Below are 17,827 nucleotides of genomic sequence, written 5' to 3'. Positions count from 1 at the left end.
GGCATCCATGGCGTCATCAGCGTCGCCCCTTCGGCAGGCCCAGCAGGCGCTCGGCGATGATGTCGCGCTGGATCTCGTTGGTGCCGGCGTAGACGGGGCCGGCGAGGGAGAAGACGTAGCGCTCGGACCAGTCGGTGTCGGTCAACTCGCCCTCGGCATCCAGCAGATCGAGGGCCGTCTCGTGCAGCGCGATGTCGTACTCCGACCAGAAGACCTTGTTCAGGCTGGACTCCGGACCGATCGACTCGCCGTCCAGGAAGCGGGAGGCGGCGGCGAAGGTGAAGAGCTGGTAGGCGCGGGCGCCGATCAGGGCGTCGGCCACCCGGGCCTTCGTGCTCTCCGGGCCGCCCTGGGCCTGCCAGAGAGAGTGGAGGCGGTCGGCGCTCGCCAGGAAACGGCCGGGGGAGCGGAGCATCAGCCCCCGTTCGTTGCCCGCCGTGGACATTGCGATCCGCCAGCCCTGGCCCGGCTCGCCGATCACGTCCTCGTCCGGCACGAACACCTCGTCCAGGAACAGCTCGGCGAAGGCGGGCTTGCCGTCGAGGCGGGCGATCGGGCGGACGGTGACGCCGGGCGCGCGCAGATCGAACATCAGGTAGGTCAGGCCCTGGTGGGGCTTCGGGGTGTCCGGGTCGGTGCGGAACAGGCCGAACGCGCGGTCGGCGAAGGCGGCGCGCGAGGACCAGGTCTTCTGGCCGGACAGCAGCCAGCCACCGTCCGTGCGCACGGCTCTCGACCTGAGCGAGGCCAGGTCGGAGCCCGCCTCCGGCTCCGACCACGCCTGCGCCCAGATCACCTCACCGGTGGCCATGGACGGCAGCACACGCGCGCGCTGCTCCTCCGTGCCGTGGTCGAAGAGGGTCGGGGCGAGAAGGCTGACGCCGTTCTGCCCGACGCGTCCCGGCGCGCCCGCCGCGTAGTACTCCTCCTCGAACAGCAGCCACCGCACGATCGTGGCGTCCCGGCCGCCGTACACGGCCGGCCAGTTGACCACCGACCAGCGGTCCGCGGCCAGCTCGGCCTCCCACGCGCGGTGTGCCGCGAACCCCTCCTCGGTCTCCAGGGAGGGGAGCGGATCGGACGGCACATGTGCGCGCAGCCAGCCGCGGGCCTCGGCGCGGAACGCCTCGTCGGCCGGAGAGTGCGTGAGGTCCACCGTCACCATCCTTCCCTAACAAGTGTTTGGTAGGTTAGCGTGCTGCCATGACAAACGTCGAGGCGCCGACGTACGTTCCCGGGCACGGACTGCTCCGCGGACGCACTGCCGTCATCACCGCGGCGGCCGGCACCGGCATCGGCGGGGCGACCGCGCGCCGCTTCCTCGAAGAGGGCGCCCGTGTGCTGATCAGCGACGCGCACGCGCGGCGGATCAAGGAGCACGAGGCGGATCTGGCCCGGGAGTTCGAGGGCGCGGTGACGTCCGCGGTGTGCGATGTCACCGACGAGACACAGGTGCGGGCGCTGTTCGACACCGCCGTGCGGGAACACGGCCGGCTCGACGTGGTCGTCAACAACGCGGGGCTCGGCGGCACTTCACCGCTCGTCGACATGACCGACGAGCAGTGGTCGAAGGTCCTCGACGTGACCTTGAACGGCACCTTCAGATGCACCCGGGCCGCCCTGCGCCGGATGCGGGACACCGGCGGCGGCGTGATCGTCAACAACGCCTCCGTCGTCGGCTGGCGCGCCCAGGCCGGGCAGGCGCACTACGCCGCCGCGAAGGCGGGGGTGATGGCGCTGACCCGGTGCGCGGCGGTCGAAGCCGCCCAATACGGGGTGCGGGTGAACGCCGTGGCGCCGAGCCTGGCCATGCACCCCCACCTGGCCAAGGTGACGACCCCGGAACTGCTGGAGGAGCTCACCGCCCGCGAGGCCTTCGGGCGGTACGCCGAGCCCTGGGAGGTGGCCAACGTGATCGTCTTCCTGGCGTCGGGCTACTCGTCGTACATGACCGGGGAGATCGTCTCCGTCAGCAGCAGGCACCCCTAGGACGACAGACGACAATGGACCCGTGCCGACCAAGAAGAAGCCCCAGGTGACCGCCGCCGGAAAGCCCGCGGCCGGCGCCGCTCAGGCCGCCCGGCGCCGCGAACTCCTCGACACCGCCGCCGAGGTCTTCGCCGAGCAGGGCTACAACGCCACGACCGTACGCAAGATCGCGGACCATGCGGGCATGCTCGCGGGCAGCCTCTACTACCACTTCGACTCCAAGGAGTCGATGCTGGAGGAGATCCTGCGGACCTTCCTCGACGAGCTCTGGGGCGGCTACGACGCCGTCCTGGGCGCCGAGCTGGGCCCCCGCGAGACCCTCGAAGCCATGGTCACCGAGTCGTTCCGGGAGATCGACCGGCACCGCGCCGCCGTCGCGATCTACCAGAAGGAGAACAGGCAGCTGGTGGCGCAGGAGCGGTTCGCGTTCCTCGCCGAGTCGCAGCGCAGGTTCGAGAAGGCGTGGCTGTCCACGCTGGAGCGCGGGGTCGCCGCCGGAGTGTTCCGGTCCGACCTCGACGTCCGGCTCACCTACCGGTTCGTGCGGGACACGGTGTGGGTCGCCGCGTCCTGGTACCGGCCCGGCGGACAGCACAGCCCGGAGGAGATCGCCCGGCAGTACCTGTCGATGGTGCTGGACGGGATCGCCGTACGCACGTAACCCATGGGGAAGGCTGGGGAGTTGCCATGGCCGAGGCCTACATCGTCGAAGCGGTCCGTACGCCGGTGGGGCGGCGCGGAGGAGGGCTCAGCGGGGTCCATCCGGCCGACCTGGGCGCGCATGTGCTGAAGGAACTCGTCTTCCGGGCGGGCATGGATCCGGCCGCCGTCGAGGACGTCGTCTTCGGCTGCCTGGACGCGGTGGGGCCGCAGGCCGGCGACATCGCGCGGACCTGCTGGCTGGCGGCCGGGCTGCCCGAGGAGGTGCCGGGCGTGACCGTGGACCGGCAGTGCGGGTCCTCGCAGCAGGCCGTGCACTTCGCGGCGCAGGGCGTGCTGTCCGGCACCCAGGACCTGGTGGTCGCGGGCGGCGTGCAGAACATGTCGATGATCCCCATCGCCTTCGCCACCCGGCAGGCCGCCGAGCCGCTCGGCCTCACGGCGGGGCCCTTCGCGGGCAGCGAGGGCTGGCGGGCGCGGTACGGGCAGAAGCCGGTCAACCAGTTCGTCGGCGCCGAGATGATCGCCGCGAAGTGGGGGATCAGCAGGCAGGACCAGGAGGAGTTCGCTCTGCGCTCGCACCGGCGGGCGCTGCGGGCGATCGACGAGGGCCGCTTCGAGCGGGAGGTCGTGGCCTACGGGGAGGTCGCCGTGGACGAGGGGCCGCGCCGGGACACCTCCCTGGAGAAGATGGCCGCACTGAAGCCGGTCATCGACGGCGGCACCGTCACGGCGGCCTGTTCCTCGCAGGTCTCCGACGGCGCGGCGGCGATGCTGCTGGCCTCGGAGCGGGCGGTGCGCGAGCATGGGCTCACGCCCCGGGCCCGGGTGCACCATCTCTCGGTGCGCGGTGAGGATCCCATCCGCATGCTCACCGCCCCCATCCCCGCCACCGCCCACGCCCTGAAGAAGACCGGTCTGTCGATCGACGACATCGACCTCGTCGAGATCAACGAGGCGTTCGCGCCGGTCGTCCTGGCCTGGCTGAAGGAGACGGGTGCGGATCCTGGCAGGGTCAATGTGAACGGCGGGGCGATTGCGCTGGGGCATCCGCTGGGGGCCACGGGTGTGAAGCTGATGACGACGTTGCTGCATGAACTGGAGCGCACCGGGGGTCGATTCGGGCTTCAGACGATGTGTGAGGGTGGGGGACAGGCCAATGTGACGATCATCGAACGGGTGTGATGACCGCGATGTGTCGTCGTTCGTCTGCGGCGCCGTCGTGGCTGGTCGCGCCCACGCGGCGGAGCCGCACATGTCACAGCCCCGCGCCCCTTAGGGGCGTTGCCCCACCGTGGGCTGCCAGGAGCCGGTCAGTCGCTTCCTTGCCTCCTCCGCCTCCTTCATGATCCGCTCCACCAGTTCCGCGCACGACGGCAGGTCGTCGATCACTCCGGCGACCTGCCCGGACGCCATCACGCCCAGGTCCGTGCGGCCGTCCACCATGGACGCCTTCAGCAGCATCGGTGTGTTCGCGGCGAGCAGGACCTGGCTCCAGGTCAGGTCCTTGCCGTGCCTGAGGGCCCGGCCGTCGAGGAGCATGCGGCGCCAGCTCGTGCCGGACAGCTTGCGGTAGCCCGCCGCCCGGCGGAGCGCATGGAGGAGCGTCCGCGCCCGGCCGGAGCGCTCCAGCGCGTCGACCAGGTCGGTGCGCAGCATGCGGTGGGGCAGGCCGTCCACGGCCCGGGTGACCGTGACCTCCCGTACGGTCGCCGCCAGATACCGCGCCTTCACCGCGTCCGGCACCGTCGAGTCCGAGGTCAGCAGGAACCGCGTGCCCATGGCGACGCCCGCCGCCCCGTAGGCCAGCGCCGCGACCAGTCCCCGCCCGTCGAAGAAGCCGCCCGCCGCCACGACCGGTATCTCCACGGCGTCGACCACCTGCGGCAGCAGCACCGTCGTCGCCACCTCACCGGTGTGTCCGCCGCCCTCTCCGCCCTGCACGATCACCGCGTCCGCGCCCCACGCCGCGACCTTCTCGGCATGCCGCCGGGCGCCGATCGAGGGGATGACCACCACGCCCGCGCCCTTGAGCTCGGCGATCAGCTCACGCGAGGGCGCGAGTGCGAAGGACGCGACCCGCACCCCCTCGTCGATCATCACGCGGACCCGGTCGCCGGCGTCCGAGGCGTCAGCCCGCAGATTCACCCCGAACGGCGCCTGCGTACGGGACTTGACCTCCCGTATCGCGGCACGCAGCCGGTCGACCGACATCGTCGCGGAGGCCAGGATGCCCAGCGCACCCGCGTTCGCCGTCGCCGAGACCAGCCGGGGGCCCGCCACCCAGCCCATCCCCGTCTGCACGATCGGGTGGCGGACCCCGACCAGCCGGGTCAGCGCCGTCTCCATCACGCACCGACCTCCCTGGCGCGGGTGTTGCCCGGGTCGATCACCTCGCGGATGAGCCGGAGCTCCTCCGGGGTGGGCCGACGAGTGCGGGGCACGTCGTCCGGGACGGCGAGCTCGAAGGAGGTCGCCTCCCTGACCTGCTCCGGCGAGACGCCCGGGTGGAGGGAGACCGGCCGCATCGAGTGGTCGGGGGTGTCGAAGTCGAAGACGCCCAGGTCGGAGACGACACGGGGGATGCGGTGGTACCGGGCGGCGTCGCCCACGTGGTCGTATCCGACCCCGCACACCATGTCGACCTTCTCGACGAAGACCCGCCGGGAATGCCGCGGGACCCAGTAACTGGTCGGATTGTTGAGGGTGTTGACCGGGGCGCCCCGTACCCCCAGCAGCTGCCGCTTCGGCCTCGCCCAGTCGCCGATGCACGAGATGTTCTGGTTGCCGTACCGGTCGATCTGGCTCGCGCCCATCATCACGTGCCGGCGGCCGCCGGTGACCAGGGCGAGGTGTTGCCGGTACGGCAGCCAGCCCTCGACCGTGCCGTCCGGCGCGACGAGCATCGCCTCGCCGTCGGTCAGCAGCAGGTCCGGCGCGAAGGTGCGGCGGGCCAGCCGGGCGCCGATGGACGGGACCAGGCCCATCGGGCTGGCCAGCACCTCCCCGTTGTCCCGCCAGGCCTCGGCGCAGGCGATCACGCAGTACTCGGCGCGGGTGACCTCTGCGGACTCGGCGCGGTCGACTCCTGTGGACTCGGTGCGGCTGACGTCCCTCATGACCTCCACGACCCCTCCCTGACCGCCGACTGGTACGCCTGCTCGCCCCCGCCGAGGAACCGCGCCGCGAACTCCCGCCACGGTGTGGTCGCATACGCCTTCTGGAAGGCCTCGTCCCGGCCGTAGTCCGGAGCGCACGACGTGAAGTGCGCTCCGTTCGGGGCCTCCACGACCCCCGTGACCGTGTGCCGCTTGATCAGCAGCGACTGCGGGGGCGCCTCCTTCGTCAGCTCGGCCGTGTCGACGATCCGTTCGCACGAGACGTACGCCGTGTCCGCGGCCTCGCAGAACAGGTCGTCGAAGTAGGGGTCGGGGCCCAGGTACTGGCCGTTGCCCTGCCGGTCGGCGCGGTTGACGTGCACCAGGGCGGCGTCTAGACGCAGGGCGGGCACGGCCACGAACGTCTCCCCGTCGTCGTACGGCGAAGTCACTGTCCGCAGAGCCGGGTTGACCCGCATGACGTCCGAGCCGATGCCGGCCCGCACCGGCAGGAACGGCAGCCGGTTCGCGGCGGCGTGCAGTCCCCACATGAACATCGCCTCGTCGATCTCCATGAGTGCGAAGGCGCCGCTCTCGCGGGCCGCGCGGTAGTGCGGTTCCAGTGGGATCGAGTCGAGGGTGACGAAGGGGGTGACCAGCTTCCGGACACGTCCGGCGGCGGCGAGCATGCCGACGTCGGGGCCGCCGTACGAGACGATCGTGAGGTCGGTGAGGTCGGAGCGCAGCAGCGCGCGGACCAGGGCCATCGGTTTGCGGCGCGAGCCCCAGCCGCCGATGCCCAGGGTCATACCGCTGTGCAGCCGGGACACGACCTCGTCCGTGGTCGTCGTCTTGTCGCTCACTCAGCCACCGTCCCTTCCGAAGGTGTCGCGGACCCGGTCGGCCACCCCGCTCAGGCCCGCCTCGAAGGTGAAGCCCTGCTCGAAGCGGTAGCTGCGGCGCACGTCGACCGGGTCGATGCCGTTGATGGCGGCCTTGGCCAGGCGCAGCAGCTGCCCGTCCTTGGCGGCGATCTCGCGGGCCAGCTCCAGTGCGGCGGCCCGCAGTTCCTCGCGCGGTACGACCCGCCACACCGAGCCGTGCGCGTGCAGCTCGGCCGCGGTCGCCGTGCGCGAGGTGTAGTACAGCGCGCGCATCAGGTGCTGGGGGACCAGCCGGGCCAGATGGGTGGCGGCGCCCAGCGCACCCCGGTCCAGCTCGGGCAGCCCGAAGGTGGCGTCCTCGCTGGCCACGATCGCGTCCGCGTTGCCCACCAGGCCGATACCGCCGCCCAGGCAGAAGCCGTGCACGGCCGCCACGACCGGCACCTCGCAGTCGTACACCGCGGCGAAGGCCTCCGCGCAGGCGCGGTTGACGCCGATCAGCGCACTGTGCCCGCCCCCTTGCAACTCCTTGATGTCCACGCCCGCGTTGAACCCGCGCCCCTCGGCCGTGAGGACGACACAGCGGATCTCCGGGTCGCGGCCCGCCGCCCGCACGGCGTCGGCCAGGGCGAACCAGCCGTCCACCGGCAGGGCGTTCACCGGTGGGAAGTCGACCGTGACGACGGCGATTCCCGCTTCTTCGGACCCCTTTTCCGGGGACGAGGTGGAGACACCCATGGCCGCATCAGCTACCTTTCCACCAAACGTTTGTTAGGTGAAGGGTAGCCGCGCATGGGGCTGGACGGGAAGGTCGTGGTCGTCACGGGCGGTACGCGGGGCGTCGGTGCGGGGATCGCGAGAGCCTTCGCCGAGGCCGGCGCGGAGGTCGTGGTCTGCGCCCGCAGACCGCCCGAAGTCCCTTTGACGGGCGTCGAGTTCAGGCCACTCGACCTTCGCGACCCGGAGGCCGTACGCACCTTCTTCGCGGCCCTGCCCCGGCTGGACGTCCTCGTCAACAACGCGGGTGGCACACCGTACCGACGGTTGACGGACACGGGCGCTGAGCGGCACGCGCGCGTGATCGAGCTCAACCTCGTCGCGCCGATGACGGCGTCCCTGGCCGCGTACGAGCAACTGAAACGGGTGCGGGGATCGGTGGTGATGATCGGCAGCGTCAGCGGCGGCCGGGCGTCTCCCGGGTCGGCGGCGTACGGAGCGGCGAAGGCCGGGCTGGAGAGCCTGGCCCGCTCGATGGCGGTGGAGTGGGCGCCGGAGGTGCGCGTCAACACACTGGTCGTCGGCATGGTCCGCACGGAGTCGTCGCACCTCCACTACGGCGGTGCGGACGGCATCGCAGGCGTCTCCCGCACCGTCCCGCTGGGCCGCCTCGCCGAACCCGCCGACATCGGCGCGGCCGCCGTCTTCCTCGCCTCCGACGCCGCCGCCTACATCAGCGGGGCGAGCCTGCTCGTGCACGGCGGGGGAGAGCGGCCCGCGTTCCTGGACGCCGCGACGGTCAACAAGAAGAAGGAGGAGAAGGGGGCATGACATGAGCCGGATGTGTGAGGGGCGGGTCGTCGTGGTCACCGGCGCGGGGCGGGGGCTGGGGCGTGCGCACGCGCTCGCGTTCGCGGCCGAGGGGGCGAAGGTCGTCGTCAACGACCTGGACGTCGGTCTCGACGGCACACCAGGGGACGCCGACGCGGCCCGGACGCCGGCCGCCGACAGCCCCGCGCTGCGGGTGGCCGCCGAGATCCGCGCCGCGGGCGGTGAGGCCGTCGCCCACGGCGGTGACGTGGCCACCAGTGCCGGGGCGGCGTCCCTGGTGGCGGCCGCGTTGGAGACGTACGGCCGTCTCGACACCCTCGTCAACAACGCCGGGTTCCTGCGCGACCGGATGCTGGTCAACCTCGACGAGGACGACTGGGACGCCGTCGTACGTGTCCACCTCAAGGGCCACTTCCTTCCCCTGAGGCACGCGGCCGCGCACTGGCGGGCGCAGGCGAAGGCGGGCCGCGCCCCGAACGCCCGGATCGTCAACACAAGCAGCGGGGCAGGGCTGTTGGGCTCGCTCGGACAGGGCAACTACAGCGCCGCGAAGGCGGGCATCGTCGGCCTGACCCTGGTCGCGGCGGCCGAGCTCGCCCGCTACGGCGTCCAGGTCAACGCCATCGCCCCGGCGGCCCGCACGCGCATGACGGAACGCACCTTCGCGGAGTCGATGGCAGCACCCGGAGCCGGCTTCGACGCGATGGCCCCGGAGAACGTCTCCCCGCTGGTCGTCTGGCTGGGCTCGGCAGCGAGCGAGGGGGTGACGGGCCGGGTCTTCGAGGCGGAGGGCGGCCGGATCACGGTCATGGAGGGGTGGCGCGCCGGGCCGACAGCGGACAAGGGGGCGCGCTGGACGCCGGGGGAGGCGGGGGAGGCGGCGCTGAAGCTGCTGGGGGAGGCGGGGGTGCCGGGGGCGGTGTACGGGGCGTGAGCGACTTTCGCCCCCGCCGCCCCTACCCGTCCCTTCCCTCGGGGCTGCCGCCCCCAGACCCCGCTTCGGCCCTGAAGGGGCCTCGTCCTCAAACGCCGGACGGGCTGAAGAACCAGCCTCTCCGGCGTTTGAGGAGCGGGGGTCCAGGGGGCAGCGCCCCCTGGCGGGGTCGAAGGGGCGGAGCCCCTTCAGGATGGGACGGGTAGGGGCGGCGGGGCGAAATCCCTACGTGTCGCACTCCAACACCGTCCGGCACAACCCACACCGCGCCCGAACCCGCCCCCGCACCGGCACCCGAATCCGCTGCTGACACGTAGGGCACGGGAACGACACCCGCAACGGCCCCCGCCCGTCCGGCGTGAACGCGTACGGCACCCCCGGTCGGCCCCCGGCCACGGCTCCGCCCCCACCGCCACCCCCACCCCCGTGACGGTCCTGCGCATGCCGCCGGTCCCGGGCGTACCGTCGCCGCCCCGCCCACCCGGCCGCGGTCAACGGCGGCTGCTCCTCGTCGCGCCGCGCCTCGGCGAGGCCCTTCACATACGCCGTGTAGGCCTGCGGGCTGGTGAACCACACCGACGGATCCTCGGAGAACACCAGCGCCCGCTTGGCGAGGACGTACCCGAACTCCTCCGGCGTCAGATACCCCAGCTTCTGCGAGGACGCCGCGTCCTCCCGGAACGCGTCGAGGAGCAGCCAGCCCGCCCCCAGATACGTCGCCGCCGTGTCCGTGAGGATCTCGTTGTCGCGCGTGCCGGGGAAGGACAGCCCGAGCCGGTGCAGATACACATGCATCACCTCGTGCGCGAGGGCCGCCCCGATGTCCCGCCGATGCGTGCGGAACCGGTCGTTCAGCTCGACGAAGTACTCGGGCCCGGCGGCGAGTTCGACGTTCGCCGCATGGTGCATCTCCCGGAAGCCGACGATCAGCCGGGCGTCCGGAAGGCGATAGTGCCGCACCAGCTCGCGGGCCACGCGCTGAGCGCCCAGATGCAGATCGTCCGCGTCGGCGAACGCCACGTCGGCCGGCGCCACGCTGGCCGAGAACGTCTGGACGGTGTCGTACGACAGCCGCCGGTAGAGCGCGGTGATGGAGGCCCGCACCGTCTCCAGGTGTGGGAAGCCGTGCTGGACCGGTCCGCCGTTCGCCACGCCCGTACCCCCAAGACGCCTTGAACCCAATCCCACTCTACGGGGATGTGAGGGGTTTTTCCCCGGCGAGGTTCCACACCCGGGGCGTGAGATCCGTCCTTGTCAAACCTGCCACCTGATCTTCATACTGCGGGCCGCTCAACTCGCCATGAAAGGACGTATGTTGACCCTCAGCTCGCCGAAGAGAAGCGGCATGACCCTGGCCAAGAGAGCCGCGGCGGTGGGTGCCGTCGCCCTCGCGGTCGCCTCCCTCCAGCCCCTCAGCGCGAACGCCGCGTCCACCCGTGTCGTCGGTGGAACGCCCGCCGCGCAGAACGAGTTCCCGTTCATGGTCCATCTCTCGATGGGCTGCGGCGGGGCGCTCTACAAGAAGGACGTCGTCCTCACCGCGGCCCACTGCATGGACGGCTCCGGCAACAACACCAGCATCACCGTCACCGCCGGTGTCAACGACATCACCTCCTCCGCCGCGATCAAGGTCAAGTCGACCAAGGTCAAGGTGGCCCCCGGCTACGACGGCAACGGCAAGGACTGGGCGCTGATCAAGCTCGCCCGGCCCATCGACAAGCCGACGCTGAAGATCGCCACCACGGACCGCTACAACCGCGGCATGTTCACGATCGCCGGTTGGGGCGACACCAAGGAGGGAGCCGGCGAGGGCACGACCAAGCTCCGCAAGGCCACCGTTCCCTTCGTCGCCGACCGCACCTGCAAGCGTCACTACGGGAACCGGCTGGTGTCGAAGGAGGAACTGTGCGCCGGCTGGCAACGCGGCGGCATCGACACCTGCCAGGGCGACTCCGGTGGTCCCATGTTCCGCAAGGACGACGCGAACAAGTGGATCCAGGTCGGCATAGTCAGCTGGGGCGACGGCTGCGCCCGCTCGGGTGTGCCCGGCGTCTACACGGAGGTCAGCACCTTCGCGAAGGACATAGCCCGCGCGGCGAACGCCCTGTAGGCGATCGCCGCACCAGGGGTATGTCACCCGGGGTACGTCAGACGGCCCGGAGCACCGGGGCACCCGCCTCGCCGGACCCGCACCGGGCCGTCCGCTCCAGCTCCAGCAGCCACACCTCGTTGTCGCCCTCCCGCAGCACGGGTCCCGGGACGTACAGCGAGCACTGTGGCCCCGCGGACCAGTAACGGCCGAGGCCGAAGCCGTTGATCCACACGAACCCGCGGGTCAGCCCCGGCAGCTCCAGACGGGCGTCACCGGCGCCCCGCACCGTGACGGTGCCCCGGTAGAGCCCCGGGGCACCGTCCTCGGGCAGCTCCCGCGCCGGCACCGCCCGGACCCGCTCGCCGTCGTCCAGCGCCTCCAGCCGCAGCCCACGCGCGCGTACGTCGTGCAGAAACTGCCGCTCGTGCAGAACGCCCCCGGTGATCCCCTTGGGCTCGCCCAGCCGCGGCCCGTAGTTCACCCGCCCCAGGGACTCCACCCACAGCTCCACGCGCGCGTACCCGGCGACGGGCTCCTTGAGGCGCACGTCGTCCTCGGTGAGCACCCCGGCCCGCTCCCCGTCGACGTACACCACGGCGAGGTCCCGCAGCCCGCGCACCGTCAGCGGGTACGGCCGCCGCGGCCCCGGCACGCTCACCTCGTAGCGCACCAGGCCCCGCTCGACGCCGAGTTCCTCGAAAGCGGGCGGGACGGGGCCGGACGTCTCCGGGCCGCCCAGCGCCTCCAGTACGTCGCCCAGGGGCGTCCAGCGGGTCAGGGCCACCTCGGCGAGCGCGCCCAACGGCGCGGGCGCGGGCGGGACTTCGGGCGGCGGGGCAGCGGCGTACTCGGCGAGAACCTCGCGGAAGGCCCAGAACTTCCGTGTGGGGCGGCCGTACTCGTCGATCGGGGCGTCGTAGTCGTACGACGTCACATCGGGCTCCAGCGGGCCGTCGTGCAGCGCGCCGCCGCCCCGGTTGGCGCCCGCCCAGCCCGCGAAGCTCGTCCCGCCGTGCGCCATGTACAGGTTGACCGAGGCCCCGCACTCCAGGATCTCCCGCAGGGTGGCCGCCGCGTCCCCGGTATCCCGTACGACGTGCTCGCCGCCCCAGTGGTCGAACCAGCCGCACCAGAACTCCATGCACATCAGCGGCCCTTCGGGGCGGTGCCGGCGCAGCGTCTCGAACGCCACGCGCGCGTGGGAGCCGAAGTTGACCGTCGCCAGGGCGCCCGGGATCGAGCCGCCGGAGAGCATGTGGTCCTCGGGGCCGTCCGAGGTGAACAGAGGCACCGTGACGCCGAGTTCGCGCAGCAGACCGGCCAGGCGGCGCAGATACTCGGCGTCCGAGCCGTAGCTGCCGTACTCGTTCTCGACCTGCACCATGATCACCGGTCCGCCCCGGTCGATCTGCCGGGGCACGATCTCGGGCAGCAGTCGCCCGAACCAGTTCGCCACATGGCCCAGATAGCGCTTGTCACGGGTACGCGCGTGTGCGCCCACCTCCGCCGTCAGCCAGGACGGCAGCCCGCCGTTCTCCCACTCGGCGCAGATGTACGGCCCCGGCCGCACGATCGCCCACAGCCCCGCCCGACGGACCGCGTCCAGGAACCGGCCCAGCGCCCCCACGTCCCGGACCCGCCCCGGGCTCGGCTCATGCAGGTTCCACGGCACGTACGTCTCCACGCAGTTGAGGCCCATCGCCCGCAGCATCCCCAGCCGGTGCCCCCACTGCGCCTCGTGGACCCGGAAGTAGTGCAGCGCGCCGGACAGCAGCCGCACCGGCCGTCCGTCCAGCAGGAAGTCCTCGTCCCCCACCGCGAAGTCGCTCATGCGCCCCACCCTCACCTCTGGACGCTGATCACGTCCATGGACAAAGATCGGCGCTGCTTGGACCCGGGGAACGGATGGGAGGCACGGGATGTACCAGACCTGGATGCGGTTCTTCACGCCCGGCCCCGCCCACCACCGCCTCGGCCTCGTCTGCCTCGGCGTCGGCCTCCAGCACGGCGCCCTGCCCACCGTCGGCCCCCGGGTCCTGGACCACCATGTCGCCGTGGTGATCAGTACCGGCGCCGGCTGGTACGCAGCCCCCGACGGCCGCCGTACGACCGTCACCGCGCCCGCGCTGCTGTGGCTCACCCCCGGCGTCCCGCACCACTACGCGCCCGACCCCGGCACCGGCTGGGACGAGGGCTTCGTGGACTTCGCCGGGCCCGCCACCGCCCCGTACACCGAACTCGGCTACATCGAGCCGGACCGCCCCGTGGTGCCCCTCTCCGACGCCTCCGGCCCGCGTGCCGTCATCGGGCGCATGGCCCGCGCCGCCCGCCGCGACAACCCTCTCCTGGAGGTCGAGACGGGCGCCGCCGTCCATGAGCTCCTGGTCGCCCTGCGGCGCGCGCGTGCCGACCTCGCCCCGGACGGCGACCTGGTCCTCAGGGCCCTCGCCCGTGACGCCTGTCTGCCGCTGACCGTCGCCGACCACGCCGCCCGGCACGGCATGACCCTCGCCGAACTGCGCACCGCGGTGCGGCGCGGCGCCGGATGCAGCCCCAAGGACTATCTGCTCGGCATCCGTCTGGGCCGTGCCAAGGAACTCCTCGCCGCCACCGAACTGCCCGTCGCCGCCGTCGCCCGCCGGGTCGGCTACGACGATCCCGCCTACTTCTCCCGGCTGTTCACCCGCCGCGTCGGCACGGCCCCCGTCCGCTTCCGCGCCCAGCAGGGCCGCGCCGTCCCCGGCGGCTGGAGCGACCAGGTCCCCGACCCGGCCGACCCACCCAGGATCGAACGAACGACCACGTGAAGCGCACCGTAGGCTGGGCCCCCATGACCACCAGCAACCCGTCCCCCGGCGACGTGGACCCCGCCGTCCGCGAGGAGCTCGCCCGGCTGCGCGACAGCATCGACAACATCGACGCGGCCGTCGTCCACATGCTCGCCGAACGCTTCAAGTGCACCCAGCAGGTCGGCCACCTCAAGGCCCGGCACCAGCTGCCGCCCGCCGACCCCGCGCGCGAGGCCCGGCAGATCGCCCGGCTGCGCACCCTCGCCGAGAACGCCAAGCTCGACCCGGCGTTCGCGGAGAAGTTCCTGGGCTTCATCATCGCCGAGGTCATCAGGCACCACGAGAGCATCGCCGAGGACACCGTCAACGGCGTTGCGCCCACGGCGAACTGACCCCGGACGTGCCTCCGCGTTTGGCCTGGCCGGGCGGGCGTAGGACGTGAAAGTGACGACAGCGCCCGAACCAGGCCTCCCGAGGGAGTGACACGGCGGCCCGTGCCGGGCATGCTGCGCTGTGCACTCCAAGTCAGCTGACACGTACTCCCCGTCAGCGACCTGGACAGACCCTTCGATGTCCACGCGGGAGGGACGTCGAGCCATGCCGTCGGATGCCAAGATCCTCATCGTCGACGACCACGAGGACACGCTGTACGCGTTGGAGAGCGCCCTGGCCCCGCTGGGCTACCGGCTCGCCCGTGCCACCAGCGGTGACGAGGCGCTCAAGCAAGTGCTCCGCGGCCAGGTCGGCCTGCTGCTCCTCGACGTCCGGATGCCCGGCGTCAGCGGCCTGGACGTGGTGCGCTACATGCGGAGGGTGGAACAGACCCAGCTCATACCGGTTGTCCTGCTCACCGGTTTCGGAGCGGACCAGGAGCTGGTGTCCACCGCCTTCGGGCTCGGTGTCGCCGACCTGGTCATGAAGCCCATCGATCCCTGGGCCCTGCGCACCAAGGTCCGCTATCTGTACGACGCTCACCAGCGCCATCGGGCACTGGAACAGGAGGTCCGAGAGTTACGCGCCCTGATCAAGGAGGACCCCGGGGCCGAGGGCCACGGCCCGCGCCCCGGCCTGCCCCACCCCGACGCCCGTGTCCCGCCGCAGCGTGACATCCAGGCGGCGACACCCACCACGGACCGGACCTGACGCCATGCGCAAACCCGGCATGACGCCAACTGCGGACGGGACATAACGCACTTACCGATCCGCCCCTGTGCCATGTCAGCGGCATCAGGCAGCATGTCCTGCATGTCCGTACTGACGCGCGACGAAGCGCAGACCCGTGCCCAGCTCCTCGACGTCCACCGCTACACGATCGAACTCGACCTGACCACCGGGGACGAGACCTTCGACTCGCGCACCGTCGTCCGGTTCACCACGCGCGCGGACCACGCGGACACGGACACCTTCGTCGAGATCAAGCCGGCCGAGCTGCGCTCCGTCACGCTGGACGGACAACCCCTGGATCCCGAGACCCTGGACGGGAACCGGCTGCCCCTGAAGAACCTCACCGCGGGCGAGCACGAACTGCGCGTCGAGGCGGCCATGCGCTACTCCCGCACCGGCGAGGGCATGCACCGCTTCACCGACCCCACCGACGGCGAGACCTACGTCTACACCCAGCTGTTCATGGACGACGTCCAGCGCGTCTTCGCCGCCTTCGACCAGCCGGACCTCAAGGCCGTCTTCGACCTGTCCGTCAGGGCCCCCGAGGGCTGGACCGTCCTCGCCAACGGCATCACCGAACAGCTCGGCGACGGCCACTGGCGGGCCGCGACCACCCCGCTGATCTCCACCTACCTCGTCGCCGTCGCCGCCGGCCCCTGGCACTCCGTGCGCACCGAGCACCGCGGCCTGCCCTTCGGCCTGCACTGCCGCCGCTCGCTCGCCCCCCACCTCGACCAGGACGCCGACGAACTCATCGAGGTCACGCGCGCGTGCTTCGACCGCTACCACGAGAAGTTCGACGAGCCGTACCCCTTCGACTCCTACGACCAGGCGTTCGTCCCCGAGTTCAACGCCGGCGCCATGGAGAACCCCGGACTGGTCACCTTCCGCGACGAGTTCGTCTACCGCTCCGCCGTCACCGACACCGAGCGCCAGACCCGCGCCATGGTCATCGCCCACGAGATGGCCCACATGTGGTTCGGCGACCTCGTCACCCTGCGCTGGTGGGACGACATCTGGCTGAACGAGTCCTTCGCCGAGTACATGGGCTACCAGACCTGCGCCGAGGCCACCCGCTTCACCGACACCTGGACCGACTTCGGCGTCGCCCGCAAGGCCTGGGGCTACGACGCCGACCAGCGCCCTTCCACCCACCCCGTCGCCCCCGAAGCGGTCGACGACACCGCCGCGGCCCTGCTCAACTTCGACGGCATCTCCTACGCCAAGGGCGCCTCCGCGCTGCGCCAACTCGTGGCCTGGCTCGGCGAGAAGGACTTCCTCGCCGGCATCAACACCCACTTCGCCCGCCACAAGTTCGCCAACGCCACCCTCGCCGACTTCATCGACTCCCTCGCCGCGAACACCGAACGCGACGTCCACGCCTGGGCCGACACCTGGCTGCGCACCACCGGCGTCGACACCCTCACCCCGGCCGTCACCCCCGGCGAGAACGGCACCTACAACCTCACCGTCGACCGCGCCGGCAGCCGCCCGCACCGCATCGCCGTCGGCCTGTACGACCAGGACCTCGGCGACAACGAGGGCCACCTCGCCCTGCGCGCACGCCTCGACCTCGACGTCCCGCACACCGACCCACAGCCCATCGGCAAGCGCCCGGCCCTGCTGCTCCTCAACGACGGCGACCTGACCTACGCCAAGGTCCGCTTCGACCCCGAGTCCTTCGAGACCGTCCGCAAGGGCCTCGCCGGACTGCCCGACCCGCTCACCCGCGCGGTCGTCTGGAACGCCCTGCGCGACGCCGTCCGCGACGGCGAACTGGCCGCCACCGCCTACCTGGAGGCCGCCCGCACCCATCTGCCGCACGAGACCGACCTCGCCCTCGTCCAGGGCGTCCTCGCCTTCGCCACCGCCCAGATCGCCCCCCGCTACCTCACCCCCGAGGAGCGGCCCGCCGCCCTGGCCACCCTCTCCGCCCTGTGCCGCGACCTCATCCGCCGCACCGAGGACGGCGACAACCCCGGCCTGCGCCTGATCGCCGTACGCCACTTCATCGACGTCGCCGCCCACCCCGACACGATCGCCGCCTGGCTCGCCGACGGCACCGTGCCCGGCGGACCCGAACTCGACCCCGAGCTGCGCTGGCGCGTCCTCGGCCGCCTCGCCGTCCTCGGCGCCGTCGACGAGGCCGCCATCGCCGCCGAGCTGGAACGCGACCCGAGCGCCACCGGCCAGGAGGGCGCCGCCCGCTGCCGGGCCGCCCTGCCCGACGAGGAGGCCAAGGCGAGGGCATGGGCCGCGATGTTCGCCACCGACGACAGCACCGACCTGTCCAACTACCTCTTCACCGCCACCGCCCAGGGCTTCTGGCAGCCCGAACAGGCTGACCTCGTACGGCAGTACGTGCCGCGTTACTACGCCGACGCGGTCGCCGTGGCCGCCCGCCGGGGCCCCGCCATCGCCGACGCCGCCGGCCGCTGGGCCTTCCCGGCGCACGCCGTCGACGCCGACACCCTGCGACTGGGCGAGGACTGTCTGCGCGACGGCGAGCCGATCCCGGCGCTGCGCCGTAAGCTCGTCGACCAACTCGACGACCTGGCACGGGCGTTGCGCGTCCGGGAGGGGTAGCGGGCTGGTCACCCCGACGTAGGGGGGCACTGCTCCCCACGGCCGAGGGGGGGGGGGGGGGGCGCGCCCCGGGGGGGGGGGGC

Annotated in this window: 17 protein-coding genes; 10 read left to right on the top strand and 7 right to left on the bottom strand. The window is 72.0% G+C overall.

Going from position 1 to position 17,827, the window contains the following annotated elements; all coding sequences use genetic code 11:
* Positions 1–16: 16 nt before the first annotated feature.
* Positions 17–1,156 carry an acyl-CoA dehydrogenase family protein gene (locus POF73_RS24580; protein WP_272119137.1) on the bottom strand — a complete coding sequence of 380 codons (1,140 nt, stop codon included), beginning with the start codon at positions 1,154–1,156 and terminating at the stop codon, positions 17–19.
* A gap of 47 nt (positions 1,157–1,203) precedes the next feature.
* Between POF73_RS24580 and POF73_RS24575 the strand changes: the two genes are divergently transcribed.
* Genes POF73_RS24575 through POF73_RS24565 form a run of 3 tightly spaced genes read left to right on the top strand, consistent with a single transcriptional unit; the run spans position 1,204 to position 3,834 of the window.
* Positions 1,204–1,989 (top strand): SDR family oxidoreductase, encoded by a 786-nt coding sequence (locus tag POF73_RS24575; RefSeq protein WP_272119135.1) that lies wholly within the window; start codon positions 1,204–1,206, stop codon positions 1,987–1,989.
* A gap of 22 nt (positions 1,990–2,011) precedes the next feature.
* Positions 2,012–2,650 (top strand): TetR/AcrR family transcriptional regulator, encoded by a 639-nt coding sequence (locus tag POF73_RS24570; RefSeq protein ID WP_272119133.1) that lies wholly within the window; start codon positions 2,012–2,014, stop codon positions 2,648–2,650.
* Positions 2,651–2,676: 26 nt separating this feature from the next.
* On the top strand, positions 2,677–3,834 hold the full coding sequence (locus POF73_RS24565; protein WP_272119132.1) for an acetyl-CoA C-acetyltransferase: 1,158 nt from the start codon (positions 2,677–2,679) through the stop codon (positions 3,832–3,834).
* A 90-nt stretch (positions 3,835–3,924) separates the two neighbouring features.
* Here the strand turns inward: POF73_RS24565 and POF73_RS24560 are convergent, their stop codons facing one another.
* The 4 genes from POF73_RS24560 to POF73_RS24545 are packed head-to-tail and all read right to left on the bottom strand — an operon-like array spanning position 3,925 to position 7,369.
* A complete protein-coding gene (locus tag POF73_RS24560) occupies positions 3,925–4,998 on the bottom strand; it encodes an NAD(P)H-dependent flavin oxidoreductase (protein WP_272119130.1) in 1,074 nt (357 codons plus the stop codon).
* On the bottom strand, positions 4,998–5,768 hold the full coding sequence (locus POF73_RS24555) for a CoA-transferase subunit beta (RefSeq protein ID WP_272119127.1): 771 nt from the start codon (positions 5,766–5,768) through the stop codon (positions 4,998–5,000). The genes POF73_RS24560 and POF73_RS24555 overlap by 1 nt, the downstream gene beginning before the upstream one ends.
* Entirely contained in the window at positions 5,765–6,610 is an 846-nt protein-coding gene (locus POF73_RS24550) for a CoA transferase subunit A (protein ID WP_272119125.1), read from the bottom strand. The genes POF73_RS24555 and POF73_RS24550 overlap by 4 nt, the downstream gene beginning before the upstream one ends.
* Positions 6,611–7,369 carry an enoyl-CoA hydratase family protein gene (locus POF73_RS24545; protein WP_272119123.1) on the bottom strand — a complete coding sequence of 253 codons (759 nt, stop codon included), beginning with the start codon at positions 7,367–7,369 and terminating at the stop codon, positions 6,611–6,613.
* A 54-nt stretch (positions 7,370–7,423) separates the two neighbouring features.
* Here POF73_RS24545 and POF73_RS24540 point away from each other — a divergent pair, with 54 nt between their 5' ends.
* Positions 7,424–8,179 (top strand): SDR family oxidoreductase, encoded by a 756-nt coding sequence (locus tag POF73_RS24540; protein WP_272119120.1) that lies wholly within the window; start codon positions 7,424–7,426, stop codon positions 8,177–8,179.
* 1 nt (position 8,180) lies between these two features.
* The gene (locus tag POF73_RS24535) at positions 8,181–9,113 is read left to right on the top strand and encodes an SDR family oxidoreductase (protein ID WP_272119118.1); all 933 of its coding nucleotides are present in this window, start codon (positions 8,181–8,183) and stop codon (positions 9,111–9,113) included.
* A gap of 225 nt (positions 9,114–9,338) precedes the next feature.
* On the opposite strand, the gene POF73_RS24530 is transcribed toward POF73_RS24535, so the two are convergent.
* Positions 9,339–10,265: a hypothetical protein gene (locus POF73_RS24530; RefSeq protein ID WP_272119116.1), complete on the bottom strand. Its 927-nt coding sequence runs from the start codon at positions 10,263–10,265 to the stop codon at positions 9,339–9,341.
* A gap of 193 nt (positions 10,266–10,458) precedes the next feature.
* Between POF73_RS24530 and POF73_RS24525 the strand changes: the two genes are divergently transcribed.
* Complete coding sequence (locus tag POF73_RS24525; RefSeq protein WP_272119114.1) at positions 10,459–11,223, top strand: S1 family peptidase; 765 nt, start codon at positions 10,459–10,461, stop codon at positions 11,221–11,223.
* Positions 11,224–11,260: 37 nt separating this feature from the next.
* Here the strand turns inward: POF73_RS24525 and POF73_RS24520 are convergent, their stop codons facing one another.
* The gene (locus POF73_RS24520; protein WP_272119112.1) at positions 11,261–13,036 is read right to left on the bottom strand and encodes a glycoside hydrolase family 35 protein; all 1,776 of its coding nucleotides are present in this window, start codon (positions 13,034–13,036) and stop codon (positions 11,261–11,263) included.
* Between the two features lie 88 nt (positions 13,037–13,124).
* On the opposite strand from POF73_RS24520, the gene POF73_RS24515 reads away from it, so the two are divergent.
* The 4 genes from POF73_RS24515 to pepN all read left to right on the top strand — a co-directional run bounded on the left by POF73_RS24515 (position 13,125) and on the right by pepN (position 17,744).
* Entirely contained in the window at positions 13,125–14,012 is an 888-nt protein-coding gene (locus POF73_RS24515; protein WP_272119110.1) for a helix-turn-helix domain-containing protein, read from the top strand.
* Between the two features lie 23 nt (positions 14,013–14,035).
* Positions 14,036–14,386: a chorismate mutase gene (locus tag POF73_RS24510; protein WP_272119108.1), complete on the top strand. Its 351-nt coding sequence runs from the start codon at positions 14,036–14,038 to the stop codon at positions 14,384–14,386.
* Between the two features lie 205 nt (positions 14,387–14,591).
* Complete coding sequence (locus POF73_RS24505) at positions 14,592–15,137, top strand: response regulator (protein ID WP_272119106.1); 546 nt, start codon at positions 14,592–14,594, stop codon at positions 15,135–15,137.
* A 102-nt stretch (positions 15,138–15,239) separates the two neighbouring features.
* A complete protein-coding gene (gene pepN, locus POF73_RS24500; protein WP_272119104.1) occupies positions 15,240–17,744 on the top strand; it encodes an aminopeptidase N in 2,505 nt (834 codons plus the stop codon).
* Positions 17,745–17,827 lie beyond the last annotated feature (83 nt).

This window comes from Streptomyces sp. HD, from assembly GCF_028369295.1.
Taxonomy (GTDB): domain Bacteria; phylum Actinomycetota; class Actinomycetes; order Streptomycetales; family Streptomycetaceae; genus Streptomyces.
This window is presented reverse-complemented; position numbering and strand designations above follow the sequence as displayed.

What these genes read in the sequence shown, in the direction of transcription:
- POF73_RS24575 (WP_272119135.1), top strand. Translation starts at nt 1,204, where the DNA reads ATGACAAACGTCGAGGCGCCGACGTACGTTCCCGGGCACGGACTGCTC.
- POF73_RS24565 (WP_272119132.1), top strand. Translation starts at nt 2,677, where the DNA reads ATGGCCGAGGCCTACATCGTCGAAGCGGTCCGTACGCCGGTGGGGCGG.
- POF73_RS24560 (WP_272119130.1), bottom strand. Translation starts at nt 4,998, where the DNA reads ATGGAGACGGCGCTGACCCGGCTGGTCGGGGTCCGCCACCCGATCGTG.
- POF73_RS24555 (WP_272119127.1), bottom strand. Translation starts at nt 5,768, where the DNA reads ATGAGGGACGTCAGCCGCACCGAGTCCACAGGAGTCGACCGCGCCGAG.
- POF73_RS24545 (WP_272119123.1), bottom strand. Translation starts at nt 7,369, where the DNA reads ATGGGTGTCTCCACCTCGTCCCCGGAAAAGGGGTCCGAAGAAGCGGGA.
- POF73_RS24540 (WP_272119120.1), top strand. Translation starts at nt 7,424, where the DNA reads ATGGGGCTGGACGGGAAGGTCGTGGTCGTCACGGGCGGTACGCGGGGC.
- POF73_RS24535 (WP_272119118.1), top strand. Translation starts at nt 8,181, where the DNA reads ATGAGCCGGATGTGTGAGGGGCGGGTCGTCGTGGTCACCGGCGCGGGG.
- POF73_RS24525 (WP_272119114.1), top strand. Translation starts at nt 10,459, where the DNA reads ATGACCCTGGCCAAGAGAGCCGCGGCGGTGGGTGCCGTCGCCCTCGCG.
- POF73_RS24520 (WP_272119112.1), bottom strand. Translation starts at nt 13,036, where the DNA reads ATGAGCGACTTCGCGGTGGGGGACGAGGACTTCCTGCTGGACGGACGG.
- POF73_RS24515 (WP_272119110.1), top strand. Translation starts at nt 13,125, where the DNA reads ATGTACCAGACCTGGATGCGGTTCTTCACGCCCGGCCCCGCCCACCAC.
- POF73_RS24510 (WP_272119108.1), top strand. Translation starts at nt 14,036, where the DNA reads ATGACCACCAGCAACCCGTCCCCCGGCGACGTGGACCCCGCCGTCCGC.
- POF73_RS24505 (WP_272119106.1), top strand. Translation starts at nt 14,592, where the DNA reads ATGCCGTCGGATGCCAAGATCCTCATCGTCGACGACCACGAGGACACG.
- pepN (WP_272119104.1), top strand. Translation starts at nt 15,240, where the DNA reads ATGTCCGTACTGACGCGCGACGAAGCGCAGACCCGTGCCCAGCTCCTC.